At 34.7% G+C, this 17,778-nt stretch carries 15 protein-coding genes; 14 read left to right on the top strand and 1 reads right to left on the bottom strand.

Going from position 1 to position 17,778, the window contains the following annotated elements:
* On the bottom strand, positions 1 to 1,188 hold the full coding sequence (locus tag C228_RS0109765; RefSeq protein ID WP_018652438.1) for a polysaccharide biosynthesis/export family protein: 1,188 nt from the start codon (positions 1,186 to 1,188) through the stop codon (positions 1 to 3).
* A 177-nt stretch (positions 1,189 to 1,365) separates the two neighbouring features.
* Here C228_RS0109765 and C228_RS0109760 point away from each other — a divergent pair, with 177 nt between their 5' ends.
* The 14 genes from C228_RS0109760 (at position 1,366) to C228_RS0109695 (ending at position 17,753) form a co-directional block, all read left to right on the top strand.
* Positions 1,366 to 2,508 (top strand): CDP-glycerol glycerophosphotransferase family protein, encoded by a 1,143-nt coding sequence (locus C228_RS0109760; protein ID WP_018652437.1) that lies wholly within the window; start codon positions 1,366 to 1,368, stop codon positions 2,506 to 2,508.
* Between the two features lie 44 nt (positions 2,509 to 2,552).
* Positions 2,553 to 2,975 (top strand): glycerol-3-phosphate cytidylyltransferase, encoded by a 423-nt coding sequence (gene tagD / locus C228_RS0109755; protein WP_018652436.1) that lies wholly within the window; start codon positions 2,553 to 2,555, stop codon positions 2,973 to 2,975.
* A 13-nt stretch (positions 2,976 to 2,988) separates the two neighbouring features.
* Positions 2,989 to 4,131: a LicD family protein gene (locus C228_RS0109750; RefSeq protein WP_026313273.1), complete on the top strand. Its 1,143-nt coding sequence runs from the start codon at positions 2,989 to 2,991 to the stop codon at positions 4,129 to 4,131.
* A 19-nt stretch (positions 4,132 to 4,150) separates the two neighbouring features.
* Positions 4,151 to 7,105, top strand: coding sequence for a CDP-glycerol glycerophosphotransferase family protein (locus tag C228_RS0109745; RefSeq protein ID WP_018652433.1), 2,955 nt, complete (start codon positions 4,151 to 4,153; stop codon positions 7,103 to 7,105).
* A gap of 12 nt (positions 7,106 to 7,117) precedes the next feature.
* Entirely contained in the window at positions 7,118 to 8,152 is a 1,035-nt protein-coding gene (locus C228_RS0109740) for a glycosyltransferase family 2 protein (RefSeq protein ID WP_018652432.1), read from the top strand.
* A 24-nt stretch (positions 8,153 to 8,176) separates the two neighbouring features.
* Positions 8,177 to 9,469 (top strand): hypothetical protein, encoded by a 1,293-nt coding sequence (locus C228_RS0109735; RefSeq protein WP_018652431.1) that lies wholly within the window; start codon positions 8,177 to 8,179, stop codon positions 9,467 to 9,469.
* A gap of 180 nt (positions 9,470 to 9,649) precedes the next feature.
* Positions 9,650 to 9,883 (top strand): hypothetical protein, encoded by a 234-nt coding sequence (locus C228_RS0109730; RefSeq protein ID WP_018652430.1) that lies wholly within the window; start codon positions 9,650 to 9,652, stop codon positions 9,881 to 9,883.
* 30 nt (positions 9,884 to 9,913) lie between these two features.
* Positions 9,914 to 11,350 (top strand): hypothetical protein, encoded by a 1,437-nt coding sequence (locus tag C228_RS0109725; RefSeq protein WP_245552764.1) that lies wholly within the window; start codon positions 9,914 to 9,916, stop codon positions 11,348 to 11,350.
* A gap of 80 nt (positions 11,351 to 11,430) precedes the next feature.
* Positions 11,431 to 12,342 carry a hypothetical protein gene (locus C228_RS0109720; RefSeq protein WP_018652428.1) on the top strand — a complete coding sequence of 304 codons (912 nt, stop codon included), beginning with the start codon at positions 11,431 to 11,433 and terminating at the stop codon, positions 12,340 to 12,342.
* 674 nt (positions 12,343 to 13,016) lie between these two features.
* A complete protein-coding gene (lptM, locus tag C228_RS14185) occupies positions 13,017 to 13,130 on the top strand; it encodes an LPS translocon maturation chaperone LptM (RefSeq protein WP_018652427.1) in 114 nt (37 codons plus the stop codon).
* A 126-nt stretch (positions 13,131 to 13,256) separates the two neighbouring features.
* Positions 13,257 to 14,507, top strand: coding sequence for a diaminopimelate decarboxylase (gene lysA / locus C228_RS0109710; protein WP_018652426.1), 1,251 nt, complete (start codon positions 13,257 to 13,259; stop codon positions 14,505 to 14,507).
* 54 nt (positions 14,508 to 14,561) lie between these two features.
* On the top strand, positions 14,562 to 15,179 hold the full coding sequence (locus tag C228_RS0109705) for a glutathione S-transferase family protein (RefSeq protein WP_018652425.1): 618 nt from the start codon (positions 14,562 to 14,564) through the stop codon (positions 15,177 to 15,179).
* A gap of 157 nt (positions 15,180 to 15,336) precedes the next feature.
* Positions 15,337 to 17,154, top strand: a complete 1,818-nt coding sequence (gene hutW / locus C228_RS0109700) for a heme anaerobic degradation radical SAM methyltransferase ChuW/HutW (RefSeq protein WP_018652424.1) — start codon at positions 15,337 to 15,339, stop codon at positions 17,152 to 17,154.
* Positions 17,154 to 17,753 carry an NAD(P)-dependent oxidoreductase gene (locus tag C228_RS0109695; RefSeq protein ID WP_018652423.1) on the top strand — a complete coding sequence of 200 codons (600 nt, stop codon included), beginning with the start codon at positions 17,154 to 17,156 and terminating at the stop codon, positions 17,751 to 17,753. Before hutW ends, C228_RS0109695 begins: the two co-directional genes overlap by 1 nt.
* Positions 17,754 to 17,778 lie beyond the last annotated feature (25 nt).

Raw genomic sequence — 17,778 nt, 5'->3', positions numbered from 1 at the left:
TTAATAGCTACGAATACTGTTAGTTGTACTTGTAATCGGTGATGTTACTGAGAAAATCATTCTTAAGAATTTTTGGAACTCAGACAATGGCGCATTTGAAACATACACAATATCTTTATCTTGCATTGGGAAACGCTGTAATAAAAATATAGATTGCGGCTCAAGTAAATTCACGCGATAAACCGTCGGCACATCCATACCGATACCATAGCCTTTAGCCTTCCATTGCGCTTGTTGTTCTAAACTTAATTGTGCAAAAGGCACGTGGCGGAATACGAATACCCCTCTCGGATCCGAACGAGTATCAATTAAACCACCCATCTTACCGATTGCTTCAGCAAGCGTAATACCCTTACTGGAGAATTTCATTTGCTGGTTATTACCCACCGCGCCTAAACCGGTAAAGCTATAAGGTGTATTCAACAACGAAACCACATCACCGGCACATAACATAATATTTTGCGCTGGATCGGAAATTAAGGTTTCAAACGCTAATGTTTTTACTTGAGAGCCACGGGTTAATTTAACCGTAACATCTTCAATATTTTCTGTTGTACCGCCTACTGCCGCAACAGCATCTAACACACGTTCGTTATTTGCACTCAGCGGCATACGAATACTGTTACCTTGACGAATAACAGTAACATCCGCAGAGTTATTATTAGCAATTTTTACCAATACTTGCGGTTGATTCGCTTTACGCTGCAATGCCCCAACAATTTGAGACTGAATCGCTTCCGGTGTTTTACCTGCAACACGAATATTACCGACAAACGGCACTGTAACCGTACCGTTTTGGTTAACCATTTGTGCTGGTAATTGGGTTAAATGCCCGCTACCCTGCCCTTCAGAGCTGAAGGTACCGCCAAACAACACAGCCGGCGGCGCTTCCCAAATCGAAATTTCAAGCACGTCTCCCACATTAACCGCACCGGCATAGCCCGCACCACCTGCCGTACCTACAAAGCCGGAAAATTGCTGACTTTGCTGAGTCTGATACAACTGTTGAACTAATCCATTATCTAACTCCACTAAATTAACTTCCGGTAAAGGTTTATCTGAGTTCTGAGAATTAGCTTCTAAAATCGCACTATGGCTAGGGCCTGAAGTTGGGAGGCTTGAGCAGGCTGAGATTAACAAAGCAGCTAAAGTTAACCCTATGATTGAATTATGTTTTTTTATTTTCATCTTATGAAAAGACTCTATTGAAAAAGTGTGTAAAATGAGTATAAGCTATACAAGCTTATAGATATAATGTAATAATTACGGATTATAGTCTAACATTGTGTCTTTTAAAACGACAACCTAAGATATTACTTTTCTATAAAGAATAGACATTATTTTAATAAATATAACTGGGTGTAAATGTTGATGAAAATAGCATTTATCGCTTGGAATAGTTTTCAGGTTTTACATTTCAAGCCCTTATTACAAGCGTTACCTATTGCCTTACTGATTATTGAAAAACGTAGGCGTAGTGTACCAATCTGTAAGGATATATTACGAGATATAAACAATAATATTGCTTATATCAGCCATACAGATATACATGCAAAAATTGATGGAAATTTTGACGTTCTAGTTGCTCAAACAACTTTTGAGCAACTTTATTTATTTCGCCATACAAAAATTGCATTGCTTCAATATGGATATGCTAAGGAACCACATAACTATGGTACTTGGAGAACATTTGCAGATCTAAATTTGGTTTATGGGCATTATGCCTATAAACGAATTTCCTATTTCTCTCCGACTGAGATAACAGGCTGCCCACGATATGATTTATGGCATCAGCCTTTATTTCATCAAAAAGCGAAAAAAACTTACGGCAATGTCTTAGATACGAATAAAAAAACGATTCTATATGCACCAAGCTGGGGAGAATTATCTAGCTTCTCACTATATATAACAGAAATAGCCAAATTAGCTGAATCGCACAACGTATTGGTGAAATTGCATCACAACACGCTTTTATTAGCTAATAAGCATCAAAATTATGAAAAACTGTACCCTAATCTACATTTTTTCTATGAAAGTGATGACTTACTCTCACTTATTTCAATAGCAGATATTGTTATTTCCGATTTTAGCGGCGCAATCTTTGATGCTATTTTTGGCAAAAAACCGGTGGTATTGCTTACTATACCGCTAATGAATCAACAAAAACTGGATGAATTTAGCTTAGAAGTTGCTCATCGCTCTAAATTAGGCTATGAAGTTACCACTCCTGAAAAGCTCGCTATCAGCGTGACCCAGGCGCTAACTGAGCAAAAATTAGTAGATGAGGCACTATATCAAGAACTGTTTGTCCATAATAAAAACGCCACGCAGCAAGCAATAAATGCTTTACAACAACTGGCTGACGGCAAGTATGTATTATCGCAACAACAACTATATGTGCGGCATACAGAAAAATTATTAAATATTGAAAAAATAAAACAACAAAAAGCTAAAAAGCAATCCTTTACTCAAATACGACAGATTTCTAAAAAATTAATCAAAAAATAATTTATAACATTTTCTTTTTATATTTAACGACACGGAGTTTAGGGATGAAAAAAGTGTTAACTTATGGCACATTTGATCTATTACACCATGGACATATCCGCCTACTAGAAAGAGCAAGAGCATTAGGAGATCACCTTACTGTTGCAATTTCAACCGACCAATTTAACCTTGGAAAAGGCAAAGTCTGTGCTTACACCTACGAAGAACGTGAGCATATTCTGAGAGCAATTCGTTATGTGGACGAAGTGATTCCAGAAACAAACTGGGAGCAAAAAATCGAGGATGTAAAAAATCACGAAATCGATGTATTTGTGATGGGCGATGACTGGGAAGGGAAATTCGACTTCTTGGCAGATTACTGCGAAGTGGTTTATTTGCCCAGAACCCCTGATATCTCAACCACTCAGGTAAAAAAAATGCTTGCGAAGAAAGACCTCGCTGCCGGACAAAAACAAATTCACGAATAAGAGTAATTTGTTAATGTTCCAAACCTTACAAAAGCATTTACCAAGCTTGCAAAGAGTCCTGAGAGAAAGTAACTCCCAACGTTCTTTGCTTGCCTATTGGTATGGGCTTCACCTACTTTCCGCACTTGAACGGGCAGATCATTCTCATGTAAGAAAGATAGCCAATAAAATGCTCAATAAAGGCATTAATATCGGATATTACTTCTTAGCACAAAGCTATTTCTTATGTGGAGAATACTCCCTAGCTGAACAAGCGGTTAAAAAAATAACAAATTTTGCAAAAGTACCCGAAGCTGTTTTTTTATATGCCGACATTCTAGTGAAGTGCCAACGCCAAGAAGAGGCTTGGCAATTATTAGAACAGTGTGCATTACTCAATAAAAGAAAAAAAGTTTGGATACATTTGGCAAACCTAGTAAATACCGCTGAGGATTATCAGCGTTTAGACCAGCGTATTGAACAAGTAAGAACAACGACTTCTTACCTAAAGTCCGATTTGCTTATTCATCCAAGAACAAATGCGGCATTACGAGCAGGTTTAACAGAAACGGCATTAGCACTTAGCGCAAAGCAAACTGTACCAAAGCAAGCAAAATTTAAGAAAAAAAAGACCGCTTATAACGATAAATCAGCTTCTATTGCGTTAGCAGATCTCAAAAAAGTACTGGATCAACACAAAATTCCTTTCTTTCTAATTAGCGGTACCCTCTTAGGCTGCATCCGAGAAGGAAAACTATTAGGACATGATAAAGATATTGATGTCGGTGTTTGGGATGACCATTCCTATGAAGAATTAGCAAATTATTTAGCGACCTCAGGCTATTTTTATGTAGTACCAACTCGAACAAAACATTTAGTAATGTTAAGACACGTTAATGGCATCGTGATTGATGTATTTATCCATTATCGCGAACCTAATGACTATTGGCACGCAGGTGTCAAAATAAAATGGCATAACTCGCCATTCAACTTGGTATATACGCATTTTCTCGGACAACAATATTTAATACCTGAAAATTATGATTTATACCTAACAGAAAATTACGGTGATTGGCGTACGCCAAAAACTAAATTTGATAGCGCCTTTGATACGCCAAATATGGAAGTTATCAATGAGGCGGAAATGAAGATTTATAGAGCTAAAATACAAAAATAATAAAATAAGGAATAAATGAATGAAATTTTTGAAAAACTCTTATCATAATGTGATTGCTCCTAAAGGGTATCATCGAGGATTAGTTTTATACAGAAAAAAACAATGGGCAGAAGCTTTATCTTGCTTTGAAGCTGCTTATAGCACATCTCCTTTACATGCAAAAAATACCTTTAAGCTAGGATTATGTCACCTTAAATTAGGGCATTTCTCAGAGGCTCATTCATTTATTGCTAAAGCTCTTGAAATAGCTCCATATAATACACATTGGAAAAAGCAGCTCCAACAGGCTGAACGCCACCTTAATAACACATACTCATCTCCACATAAAATCACTACTGTTGTAACTAGAATGAAACAAAGTGGTATTAGCCAGTCTATTGGTACCGCTATCAGAAAAACAGTACTACTTATTCCATCAGACTATAACCATCGAGTAATGGCTGATATTTCATCATTTATCCAATACTATAAAGATAAATTTGACGTATATATTATATTACGTGAATTACCTGAAGACATTGTGTATAAAAATACTCATGTATTAGTCAAGAATGGAACTTCATTTGGTGAATATTTAAAATTTACTGCAGATTATGTTATTGACTCAGGCACAATGAACTATAGCTACCGTATTACTGATACTAATAAATGGGTTTCGGTATGGCACGGTATCCCTTATAAAAAAATGTTCATTGACTTTGACATTAAAAATCTAGCAACAGCAATCCGCTATGATCTTGCCTATGACAGCATGATTTCAATGTCTAATTTTTATACTGATACATTTTTACGTAAAGCAATGCGCTATGATGGTGAAATATTACAACTTGGTTGTGCCAAAATGGATAATTTATTTTCATCTATTTCTACAAGCAATGCCGATAAAATCAATGCCTTACGTAATAAATTAGGTTTACCTAATAAAAAGGTTATTTTATATGCTCCTGAATTTAGAGGGGTAGGTGAACTTTATTTCCCATTTGATCCTAATAAATTATTATCTCATTTAGGTGAAGAGTATTGTTTGCTTACTTTATTACCTTTTAAAGGATATATCGAACAAGCAGAAAATAATATCTACTATACTTCCGATTTAGATAATAAGGATGCCCTTTTAATTGCTGATTTATTAATTAGCGATTACCACGAATTAATCTATACATTTGATAGATATAATAAGCCTGCAGTTCTAATACAGTACGACTATGAATCATTTGTAAAACAACATACTTCCAGAAAACAAGAGCTAGAAATACTAGCATCTAGGAAATATGTCGCACAAGAAGCGGAAGAATTATATCAATTTAATTGGAATCTACTAAAAAAATATAGTAAACACACTACTTTACCCGAGTATCTTGATAGCTCATATATAAAGCATAAATTAGGTATTCCATTTGATAAGAAAATTGTTTTATATGCACCAACTTTCCGTAAAGCTGGTGCCGTACAATTGCCCTTTGACCCAAATACATTACTAAATTACTTAGATAATGATTATGTATTGATCACAAAAATGCATTACCTAAATTATTTAGCTAATACATATAACGGCGTTATTGACTGTACCTCACATGAAAATATGGCAGAGCTAATGAAAATCGCAGATATCTTAATCAGCGACTATTCATCATTAGTTCTTGACTTTGCTGTATTAAATAAGCCAATCATTCTATTCCAGTATGATTATGATGAATATATGAAACAACGAGGGGTTTACTTCGATTTTGGAGATTATTTACCTAAAGAGCAAATTATTCGAACTGAATTTGAATTATATACATTAAACTGGAATAAGCTTAACTCAAACAATAGTAAGATTATTAATGAATTTTATCCACTGGAAGATGGAAAATCTACTCAGCGTATTGTAGATAAAATAAATTTTAATGCAGATTTAAGATTCAGCAAGGATATTATTTTCTTAGTAAATGACTTAAACCAAATTGGTGGTGTCCACTCATTTTTAAAGAATATGGCAAAATACTATAAGCAGAAGTATAACTCTCGCATTTATGTTATTGCTATTAAAGAATTTGCAGAAGCAAACTCTGAATATCATTTATTAGAAAGCGAATATATTGATTTTAAATTATCTAGCCAATATTTAAATGGCGCTTGCGCTAATATTTTACAAAATACAGATGGCATTGTAATTTCATTACAGTTTTCTGCTCATATGTATTTCCAAAAATATTTAACTAACGCTAAATCAATTCTGATGTTCCATGGTGATGTTAAAGATATGATTTCCAGAGAACTTTATGGGCCACATTTAGATTGGTTAAATAAAGGCAAACTCTATAACTATCAAAAGTTATTATTGCTTACACAATCAGCTGTAGACTTACTTAAACCTCATTTAAATCCTGAGATTCAAGATAAATTAGGATTTATGCATAACTCTATTGATGAGGAATTTGGTCCAATTAAACAGAATAAAAAACATCAATTAAATACTGCAGTAATTAGCCGTCTAGATGCGGATAAAAATATATTTGCCATCATTGACCTTGGAAAAACAATTCTTGCTCAGAACTCAAATATTGTAGTAAATATCTATGGTGATGGAGCTTTAAAAGATGAATTTATAGCTGAAATTAATCGTCATGGTCTAGAGCATATTTTAAAAGTGAGAGGCTTTGAAAGTAATAAAACTAAAATTTTCTCAGAAAATAATTCCTTATTATTAATGAGTAAATCAGAGGGCTTTCCTCTTGTTTTACTAGAAGCCTATGCTTATGGCAAACCTGTGATTGTTTTTGATTCATTTACAGCTGCTAAAGAAATTGTAAACCATAATCAATCAGGATTTTTATTACCTTACGGTGATTATGAGAACGTAGTTAAAGCCATTGAAAATAGTAAAAATATTAAGTTAAAGGATATTGAAATGATCTTTAACAACTTCTCTAATCAAACTGTTTTTGCTAAATGGGATAGCTTAATCCTATCTTTAGATCAAACAACGTAAAGGAGATACAGCATGAAACTATTAAAAAAATTATTCAGCCGCAATAAATTAGAACAGCCTTTAATTTCGATTCTTGTACCTTGTTACAATTCTCGTAAAACATTGCCTGCAACATTAAAATCTATTCAACAATCAAATTATAAAAATTTAGATGTAATGATTGTTGATGATGGGCATGAAGTGACCGTAGAGAATATTGTTAGCTCATTTAACGATCCTCGTTTTCGTTATTTTTATAAAAAAAATGAAGGCTTAGGTTTAACTAGAAATTTTGGTATTGATAATGCGAAAGGTGAATTTATCTTCTTTTTAGACTCAGATGATCTAATTTATCCTGATGCTTTCTCAAATTTAATGAAGTATATGCTGGAAAACAATTTAGATGTGGTATCTGGTGTTACAGTACGTCGCGACTTTGAAACTAATGTAGAAAGCGAGTGGTTTAGATCATTATACAAAACCAATAAAATTAGTACTTTTGAGAATAGACTATCTCAATTTGATGATTCATTATCGACGAATAAATTATATCGAGTAAAAACTCTTCAAGAACATAATATATATTTTGAAACAGGTTTATATGAGGACAAGCTGTTTACCGCCAAACTGTATTCAAAAGTAGCGAGAATAGGCTTGATTAATAACAGAGTATATGTTTGGTTGATTTATGGTAATGCAACTAGTATTACAACATCTAAATCCGTAAGCAATTTTAAAGGAAGAATGGCAGCAATTAATAATTTATGGCAATACATCCCCGAATTACGTAAAGCATATCAAATTGCTTTCTACATGAACCATGATTTACTAATTTATCTCAGAGAATTTGAATTCTACTCTGAAGAAGAGAAAGATGAAATATACAATATTGCTTATGAATTTATACAAAAGCATAAAGCATACGTATATAAAAGACTTGTTTCAAATAGCTGGAACCGAGCTTGTCTTGATGCACTATGTGAAGGAAATAAAGAAAAGTTTATTTATACAGCGAATATTTTATCAAAAGTATTCCAAGAAGAGTTAATTAAAAAACAAAGAGTCTAATATTAATATAAGGAGCAAAAACTTATGAAGAAGACTGTTATTGGTATTAGAACTCATCAATGGACTATTAATGAAGAAAGATTGTACAAACAGTTAGGTGAATATTTTAAATCTGAAAACATTTACTTTATTGTCGATGAAACGAAAGAAATTATTCAATATCCACAGTATGCTAATAAAATTTCTTTAAATAAAGAACTATTAGAAAACATTCAAATTTTAAGTAATCACCCAAACCAGAAAGGCTTAGGCTGGCTATGTGGGGACTACTTTTATTATGCTTTCAGACGAAATATTCAGGCTGATTACTATTGGTTAATTGAATCTGACGTAGATTTTACATTTCCTAATCTAGGTAATTTCTTTCAGAAATTTGAGCAAATTGAAGATGATGCATTATTATATAATTTTGGTCCCGCAATGGATTCATGGGCTTGGACTCAAAGAGGACAATTGATTGCCCCCTCTGTTTATCAAGCATTTTTTCCATTAAGCCGATTATCAGGAAAAGCTATAGATTCTTGTTTGATAGAACGTCAAAAGTTGACCCATCATTTTATAGAAAACAAAGTGGATTTATACCAATACCCAAATGATGAGTCATTGGTAGCAACTGCTGTAATGAAAGCTAATTTGAAGGTAGCAAAATTAAATGATTTTTGGAAAGATTGCTTTAAATTTTTCACATACCGTAATCAAATTATTATACCTAATGCAAAGAATCTTATTGAAAAGAATCAGGTATTACATCCAAGCCGTTCTCCAGAAACGTTTGCTAATACTCTAAATCATGAAATAGTTAATTTACTTAGTACTTCTAAAAGTATTCCTGACTTAATAAATAGAGTTTTTGTGAGTCCTGTTGATGTAGAAAAAATAATTAATCAATTAAAGAATAAAGCTTTACTTGATATTGAAAAACTATTAAAAACTCGCGCGAATTATCTTTATTTTCTTAACTTTATTAAACGGTTCTTAGACACAAAAGCATCTGAAAAAAGTGATAAGTTTGCATACAAATCATGGGTATATCGAGATTCTACTTTAGTATTAGATGTTTACATTAATTCAGAAAATAATATAGAGAATCATGTTATTGAATACTCAATAAGTCAAAAAAATATTATATGTAATATTTTTACACGAAAAGGAAATGACCAATTCATACATGAAATGTCAGAAAAACATGATATTTCAAGCAATGAAAATAAATTAATAATTTTTGATTATTCATTATGCCATGATAAATTAAATGAAGAAATAACCAATTCACTTTCATTATTCTTCCATTCATTAGAAGAGTTTTATTTTAAATAGGAATTTACCCAGACACATAAGAAATATATTTATAATAGATTAATCCCCAATAGCTGGAATATAGCTTGTTTAGATAAATTATATAAGAGACAGAGATAAATTCATCTATATTTCTAATATTTTATCTAAATTATTCCAGGAGGAGTTAAGTAAGAAGCAAAAGGTTTAAAAGGTAAAATCATGCAATTAACACATAAATCAAAAATCCAAGTAGAAGTTATTAATGGTTATAAAATTAGTTATATCCTTAAGCCAAGTCGAAAAGATATTGCACATTTAGTTGTTCTTTTTAATGGATATAGACATTACGGATGGGATTTTGATAAATCTATAAATTTCTTCAAATGTAATTCCTTGATGATTGTAGATATATTTAAGGATGAGCAATCCTGTTATTTAGGCAGTTCTGGATAACTTCATTTTTCTGATGTAGTTGCTTGTTTAATAGAAAGAGTATTAAATCGTTTATATCTTACTAAAGATGATTGTACTCTTCTTGGAGCTTCTAAAGGTGGATTTGCAGCTTTATTTATTGGAATAAAATATGATTTTCCAAATATTGTATCTTCTGCTCCAGTAGCCCACATTGGCTCATGGATGAAAAATTATAATCAAGACATCGCCACACATGTTATGGGAAACAATTATAATGAAGATAATATCGCATATTATAATAATTTATTATTCACAGAAATAGAAAACTCAAAGAATTTAAATAAATCAATATACTTCTTTTTATCAAGAAACGATCATTTTTATCATGAATATGGACAAAAAGAATTACTCGATAAATTAGAATCTAAATACAAGAATTTAAATGTTTTCTATACAGAATCTGAGTTAGCATTTCAACATAACCAAGTAACTTCTTATTTTTTACAAGAAATACTATCTGTAACAAATTTATTATCACAGAAAGTATACCAAAATTTAAATAAAAATTTTATTGATGATGCTAGCTACAATAGTATTGTATTGCCTAACATAAGAAGCAAAGCAATTCTTAGTCATAGAAAACATTCTATCTTATTAAAAGAAGAAAGTATTAATAAAATCAGCATGATCAAGATTATAGATGGAAAGCTGTTTATAGAAGGACTATTATATATAAAAAATTATAATTCTGAAACTTATAAAGACTTAAACAAATATATTTCTTTTAATAGCATTATTAATAATACAATGACAGAATACCTTTTAGGTACTGTACCTAAAATTGAACAAACAAGAGAATTATATGAAGATTATTTATTTAATTACTCTGCAGGGGGAACTGCAACATTAAATTTTAAAGGCATTAATTTATCATCATTAGAAAATGGTACTTATAAACTAAATATCTCTGTAACAAAATCAAACACTGATAGAGATTATAAAAGCCTGGTTTTAGATAAACAGATCAATCATAAATATATTTATAAAGATTGTGAATATTATTTAGTTAGCAGAAAAAATGATATCTTTCTTACCAAAAGAAATATATTAGGAGATAAAAATATTTCATCCCTATTTACATTAAACAGTTATTGGGTGAGAGAAAGTAGGTTTCACATCGAAGGTGAATATATCATAAAAGGGCTTGCCATGCCTGATTTTCATATTGGGAATTATTATTTAGTAGCTAAAAACTTAACGAGTAATGAAACATATTCTTACTTATTAGGGCAGGTAAAAAAGAATGACTTATCTAAGAAATTAAATGACATATATGGTAATTACGTGTCCTGTTATTATGCTACTATGAAATTCGAAGGCATAGATACTCAGATATGGGAGAATGGAGAATATGAGTTGTATGTATCGTTGAGTCATAACAACGAGATTTTTAGTGAAAAACTAAATAAAATATTATTAGTTAACGATAAACAATGTGAATTTTAATATTCACCTTATCATAGATATTATATAAGACAATAAATTTATTTATAGTCTATAATTGAAATTATTACTAGGAATATAGCATGAGTTTATTTTTTAAGAAGCCAAATAATAAAAAACCAAAATTACACATAAACAAGATAGATAATCTACATATTTCAGAAAATAGATTATTTTTTATTGAAGGATTGTCTTATATAGAAGGAGTTAACTCCCCTGACTATACTTATTTATCAAAAAATTTAAAGTTTATTAACCTAGCAACAAATGTTGAGTTTGAATATCCCCTTGGTATAACCCAGAAAAAGGACATGTCAAATACATTATATGGAGATAAATATTTTGACTATACCGCAGCAGGTACTGCAACAATGGGATTTAAAGGTATAGATGTTAACCATCTTGAAGAAGGGTTATATGAAGTTCAGATTTCTGTATCTGAAAATAAAGAAGAACGAAATTATCAAAGTATCAACTTTACTGCAGGTCATTTAGATAAATATGCCTCAGATGATTATTTTGAGTATCGCTTATTTAAAAATCAAAATAAGATTTATTTAGCGAAAAGAAAGTTAATCGGAAGAAATCCTATTTCTGATTATTTTATTAGTATTGAAAAAGAATGGGTCAAAGAAAAAACAATGCATATTGAAGGTGCATTTGTAATCCCTGGTATTGATATTACTGAATTTAATCAAGCAAGATACTATTTAATTGCCCAAAAAGCGATTACACAGAAGCAATACTCCTTTGCATTAGGACAGATCAAAAAAGCTGGACTAGGAGAAAAAATCAATAATCCACAAGGTTCTTATAATGCCTGCTACTATGCAACAAAAATGCTAAAAGGTATTGATATGAGTGCGCTAGAATTTGGATTCTATGATTTATATATTTCTTTAAGCTACAAAAGCGAAGTCTTTACTGTTAAATTAAATAAACAGTTAGAAATTGGACATCAACTCTTCAAATTAGTTGATAATATTGAGGGGTAGGCCCTTAGCAGCAAATAGTTATTGTTCTTCCTAAGAGCCTCCAAAACCAAGCGGTCAAATTTTTCTAACAACTTGTAAAGTTTAGGAAAAATAAGACCGCTTATTTTATTCCTATTATTATATAAAATTAGAATTTATTATGGGCGTATTCACATATAATTGAGAAATATATGCTATATAGCAATATTGATATAATCCACTCAATTTTATATTATCTTAATCAGATTTATTTTTTCGTTTTTTAATTCTGCCAAATCTCCCCTATCCCCTCTTTGCTAAAGAGGGGGGGGATTTCCTTTAAATATTAACAAGCTATGATCTTTCGAATAGCTTTGGTCTCTCAGTAGATTCAGATAAGTGGTCAATATATAAGGAAAATAAAAGCATTCGTCGGAAACAAGCACTATCGTAGAAAGATTTGGAGCCACAGCATGGCTCACTCAGCTGTAGGCTGATCGTAACCACGTACGGCTTGCCGTGCGTGGCTGTTAAATCATAAGGCCTTTTAGCTACTTCCCTTTCTCCCTGTTTTTTCTCCTAGACGAAGAAAAATCTGTCCCTCTCCCGCAAGGGGCGAGAGTGATTATTTAAAAACAGGCGAAACGGCTTTTTTACTTTTTCATTACCTCAATTTGTTTTAGAATCAGCAAATAATTCACTCTCAAGGATTTATGATGAAAAAATTACTTTTAGTGGCTTTGGTTACCTCATTCGGGTTAGCGGCTTGTGGTGTAAAAGGCCCGCTTTATTTTCCTGAGCAGCAACCGACTCACCAACAAACAAAATAATTTCTAACCACGGCAATTCAAAAATATGCGTATAACAAGCGGTCAAATTTACCCAATTTTTTGCAAATACGAGTGTGGCTACTTTGCCGTGGTTTTATTTTTCAAACACAACGGACAAGTAAATAAATGAATCATTTCAACTATAAAAACCAACAGCTTTTTGCGGAAGACGTTTCCGTCTCAGACATCATTAATCAATACGGTACACCGGCTTATATCTATTCTCGTGCAACACTTGAGCGCCACTGGCACGCTTTTGATAAAGCGTTCGGCTCACACCCACACTTAATTTGTTTTGCGGTGAAATCCAATTCCAATATCGCTTTATTAAATGTAATGGCACGCCTTGGCTCGGGCTTTGACATAGTATCGCAAGGCGAGCTTGAACGTGTACTTGCCGCAGGTGGCGAACCGAGTAAAGTGGTATTTTCCGGTGTAGCAAAATCACACAGTGAAATCCAGCGTGCGTTAGAAATCGGTATTCGCTGCTTTAATATCGAATCAATCGCCGAGCTACATCGCATTAATGAAGTTGCCGGTCAGTTAGGTAAAATCGCACCGATTTCATTACGTGTAAATCCGGATGTTGATGCACATACTCACCCTTATATTTCCACCGGTTTAAAAGAAAATAAATTTGGGGTAAGCGTAACCCAAGCACGTGAGGTGTATCGTTTAGCCAAAACGTTACCAAACGTAAAAATTACCGGTATGGATTGCCATATCGGTTCACAATTAACCGAATTACAACCGTTTTTAGATGCGACTGATCGCCTAATTGTGTTAATGGAACAATTAAAAGAAGACGGTATTGAGTTACATCACTTAGATTTAGGTGGTGGCTTGGGCGTACCGTATAACAGTGAAGAGCCGCCGCACCCAACCGAATATGCCAAAGCATTACTCGAAAAATTAAAAGGTTATGCAGATCTTGAGATCATTTTAGAGCCGGGGCGTGCGATCACGGCAAATGCAGGGATCTTAGTCACTAAAGTGGAATACCTTAAAGCGAATGAAGATCGTAATTTCGCGATTGTTGATACCGGTATGAACGATATGATCCGCCCGGCGCTTTATGAAGCTTATATGCAAATTACCGAGGTAGATCAATCACTTGCACGTGAAAAAGCGGTCTATGACGTAGTTGGCCCGATTTGTGAAACCTCAGACTTTTTAGGTAAAAGCAGAGAACTGGCGATTGAACAAGGCGACTTAATTGCAATGCGTTCGGCAGGTGCTTATGGTGCGGCGATGTCTTCAACCTACAATTCTCGTCCGAAAGCGGTTGAAATTATGGTTGACGGTGACCAAGCACACCTAATTAAAGCACGTGCAAGTTTTGCGGACTTGTGGCGTTTAGAGAAATTATTACCATAAAATTACTACTTCCTCGGCTAAAAATGGTCGAGGATATTTGATTTGGAGAAAGATATGAAACTTTATTGTTTAAAAGGTGCTTGCTCATTTGTTCCCCACGTTGCGTTAGAATGGACGGGTGCAGAATATCAAGCGGAACTCGTGAGCCGTGATTTTATTAAATCAGCGGAATTTTTAGCGTTGAATCCACGTGGCGCAGTACCGTTATTAGTGGACGGCGATTTAGCGCTTTCACAAAACCAAGCGATTTTGCACTATTTAGATGAGAAATATCCGGAAGCAAAATTATTCGGTAGCAAAACCTTACGTGATAAAGCGAAAGCAGCACGTTGGTTAGCCTTTTTTAATAGCGATGTGCATAAATCATTTGTACCGTTATTCCGTTTACCGAGCTATGCGGAGGGTAATGAAGAGTTAACTCGCATTATTCGTCAGCAAGCGGCAGAACAGATTTTAAATCAGTTAGCGACCGCCAATGAGCATTTAGAAAGCCATATTTTCTTCGGTGAAAATATCTCGGTCGCAGATGTGTATCTTTACATCATGTTAAATTGGTGCCGTCTGTTAGGATTGGATTTCTCACACCTTGAGCAACTCTCGCCGTTTATGCAACGTGTAGAAGCAAATGCCGGCGTAGATGTGGTACGTATTGCCGAAGGTTTAAAAGGTTAACCTTTTATAAGTAATCGAAAAAGCAGAGCAAAATGCTCTGCTTTTTTTATGCGAATAATTCCTGTTAACTTGACAAAAGTTGATAGAAATCAATATCATTTACAACTGGATTCGGTATAACTCTCCCCTTCTTCTATTACTGATCGAGAGAGTGATTATGATTACAACAACAAATTGGCAGGCAACTCAAGCTGCTCCAAAAGCATTCCCTGAACGTCAGGCATTAATGCCGATCTGGGGTGGTGAAGCGGTGCCGCAAGAAGAATGGCAGAACGTATGGGGACAAGCTGCTATTCACGCCCTCAAAGAAGATGGTTTGGTGTATTTCCATATTCCTTTTTGTGCCAGTCACTGTATTTTCTGTGGTTTTTACCGCAATGCGTGGAAACAAGACTACAGTAAAATTTATACCGATAAACTGATTGAAGAATTGGCGTATGAAGCCGGTATCCGCCAAAGTAACGGTAAAATTAAAGCGGTTTATTTCGGTGGTGGAACGCCAACCGCACTGGATACCGAAGATCTGGTACGCTTAATCAAAGCCTGCTATCAATATTTGCCGTTAGCGGACGATTGTGAATTTACGATTGAAGGTCGTATTAGTCATTTTGATATTGAAAAGGCGCGTGCTTGCATAGCCGCCGGTGTGAATCGTATTTCAATCGGTATTCAAACCTTTAACTCGAAAATTCGTAAACGTTTAGGGCGCAAACATAGCGGCGAGGAAGCTTATGAATACCTTAAAGCCTTGTGTGAATTGGATGCGGTTATCGTTGCCGATTTGATTTTCGGTTTACCAAATCAAACGGACGAAGTTTGGGCAAATGATATTCAAGTGGCAAGTAGCCTACCGTTATCGGGTCTGGATATTTATGCATTTAATAACTATCCGTTTTTACCGATTAATAAAATGATTGAACACGGTTCTCTGCCTGCCGCCGCAAGTTTTGAGGTACAAGCGCAACATTACGCTTATGCGGTAGAGAATTTACAAAAAGCCGGTTGGCAACAAGTCAGTAATAACCACTTTGCTTTCCCGAATCGCGGGGAACGTAACCGTTATAACACGTTAGTCAAATCCAATATGCCGTGCCTTGCTTTCGGCTCCGGTGCAGGCGGTAATTTCGGTGGTTATAGCTTCCAAGTGCATTCCACCTTACAAACCTATTTAGATACGCCTGCAGATAAAAAAGCGCTGTCGTTTTTAAGTAAACACGGGGTAAATAAGCCGTTACTTGGTGTCGTGCAACACGATTTAGAACTGGGCTATCTGGATATTAAGTTATTTAAACATAATCCGAAAGCAATGAAATTGCTGATGCAATGGCAACAATTATCTTTATTAAACATTGATCAAGAAGGCATCGCTCGCTTGAATATTAGCGGCCGATACTGGTCACCGACCTTGATCCGCAAATTAATGCTCACGCTACCCACAGAAGATAAAAAGGAGAACAGCATGATTAAATTAAGTGAAGAACAATTAAGCGAGTTACGTCAATCACTTGCCGAAAATCCGGGACAAATTTTAGAAATGGTTGCTGGTATGAAACAGTGTAGTTTGGAAGAAGTGATTAGCTGCTTACCGGCGGAAATGGTTGCAAAAACGGACGGCGCACGTTTTGTAGAAATTATGCAAGCGCTAGCAACGCTAGAAGATGCGGTGACCTTTATTGCACACACGCCGGATGCGGTGGTTGAGGTCACCGGCAAGCTACCAAGCGGTCAAATCGGCAGAGGTTTTTACAACTTCGATCACGCTCAGGAAGGCGGTGTATACGGTCACCTACGTTATGAAAACTGTGCGGCGATTTATTTACTTGAGCGTCCATTTATGGGCAAACATACCGTATCACTTAACTTTATTAACCATCAAGGCGGCGCAATGTTTAAAATCTTTGTCGGACGTGATGAAGCTCGCAATTTACGCCAAAACCAAATCGACTTTATGCGTCAATTAATCAAGGGTGAATAATGATTTTATTATTTGGAGCCAACGGCTTAGCCGGACGCGCATTACTGGCGGCGGCTGATCAGCCAATCGTCTCGGTGTTGCGCCAACCTTCGGCAGACCCGCTTTTTGCTGATCGCCAAACAGCGGTTGCCGATGTAATGTCACCGGAAGCCTGTGAAGCGGTGATGCAGCAATATTCGCCAAAAGTAGTAATCAGCTATATCGGTGGCAAAAAAGACGGTGTACGTAGCGATGCTGCCGGTAATATCAATATTATTCGTGCCATGCTGAAATATGCGCCTGCCGCTCGTTTTATTTTTATTACCAGTATGGGTTGCGGTGAACAGTGGGCTTTCTTGCCTGAACCAGTAAAACAAGTGTTAGGTGAAGCGCTACAAGAAAAAACACAGGCAGAAAACTTACTACGTGAAAGCTCGCTAAACTGGACGATTTTACGTCCGTGCGGGCTAAATACCAGCGAAGGCGAAACCTTCCATTTAATTGAAAATGCGATTGAACTGCCCGGCAGTTATATGAGCCGTAAAGCATTAGCCAATGCGGTGTTGTCCGTGCTTAACAGTGAAGACACAAACCATAAAATCTTTTCAGTCTGTGCCTAACTTCACACTCCTCTCACTTTGGCAC

This window comes from Actinobacillus capsulatus DSM 19761, from assembly GCF_000374285.1.
GTDB classification, from domain to species: domain Bacteria; phylum Pseudomonadota; class Gammaproteobacteria; order Enterobacterales; family Pasteurellaceae; genus Actinobacillus; species Actinobacillus capsulatus.
This window is presented reverse-complemented; position numbering and strand designations above follow the sequence as displayed.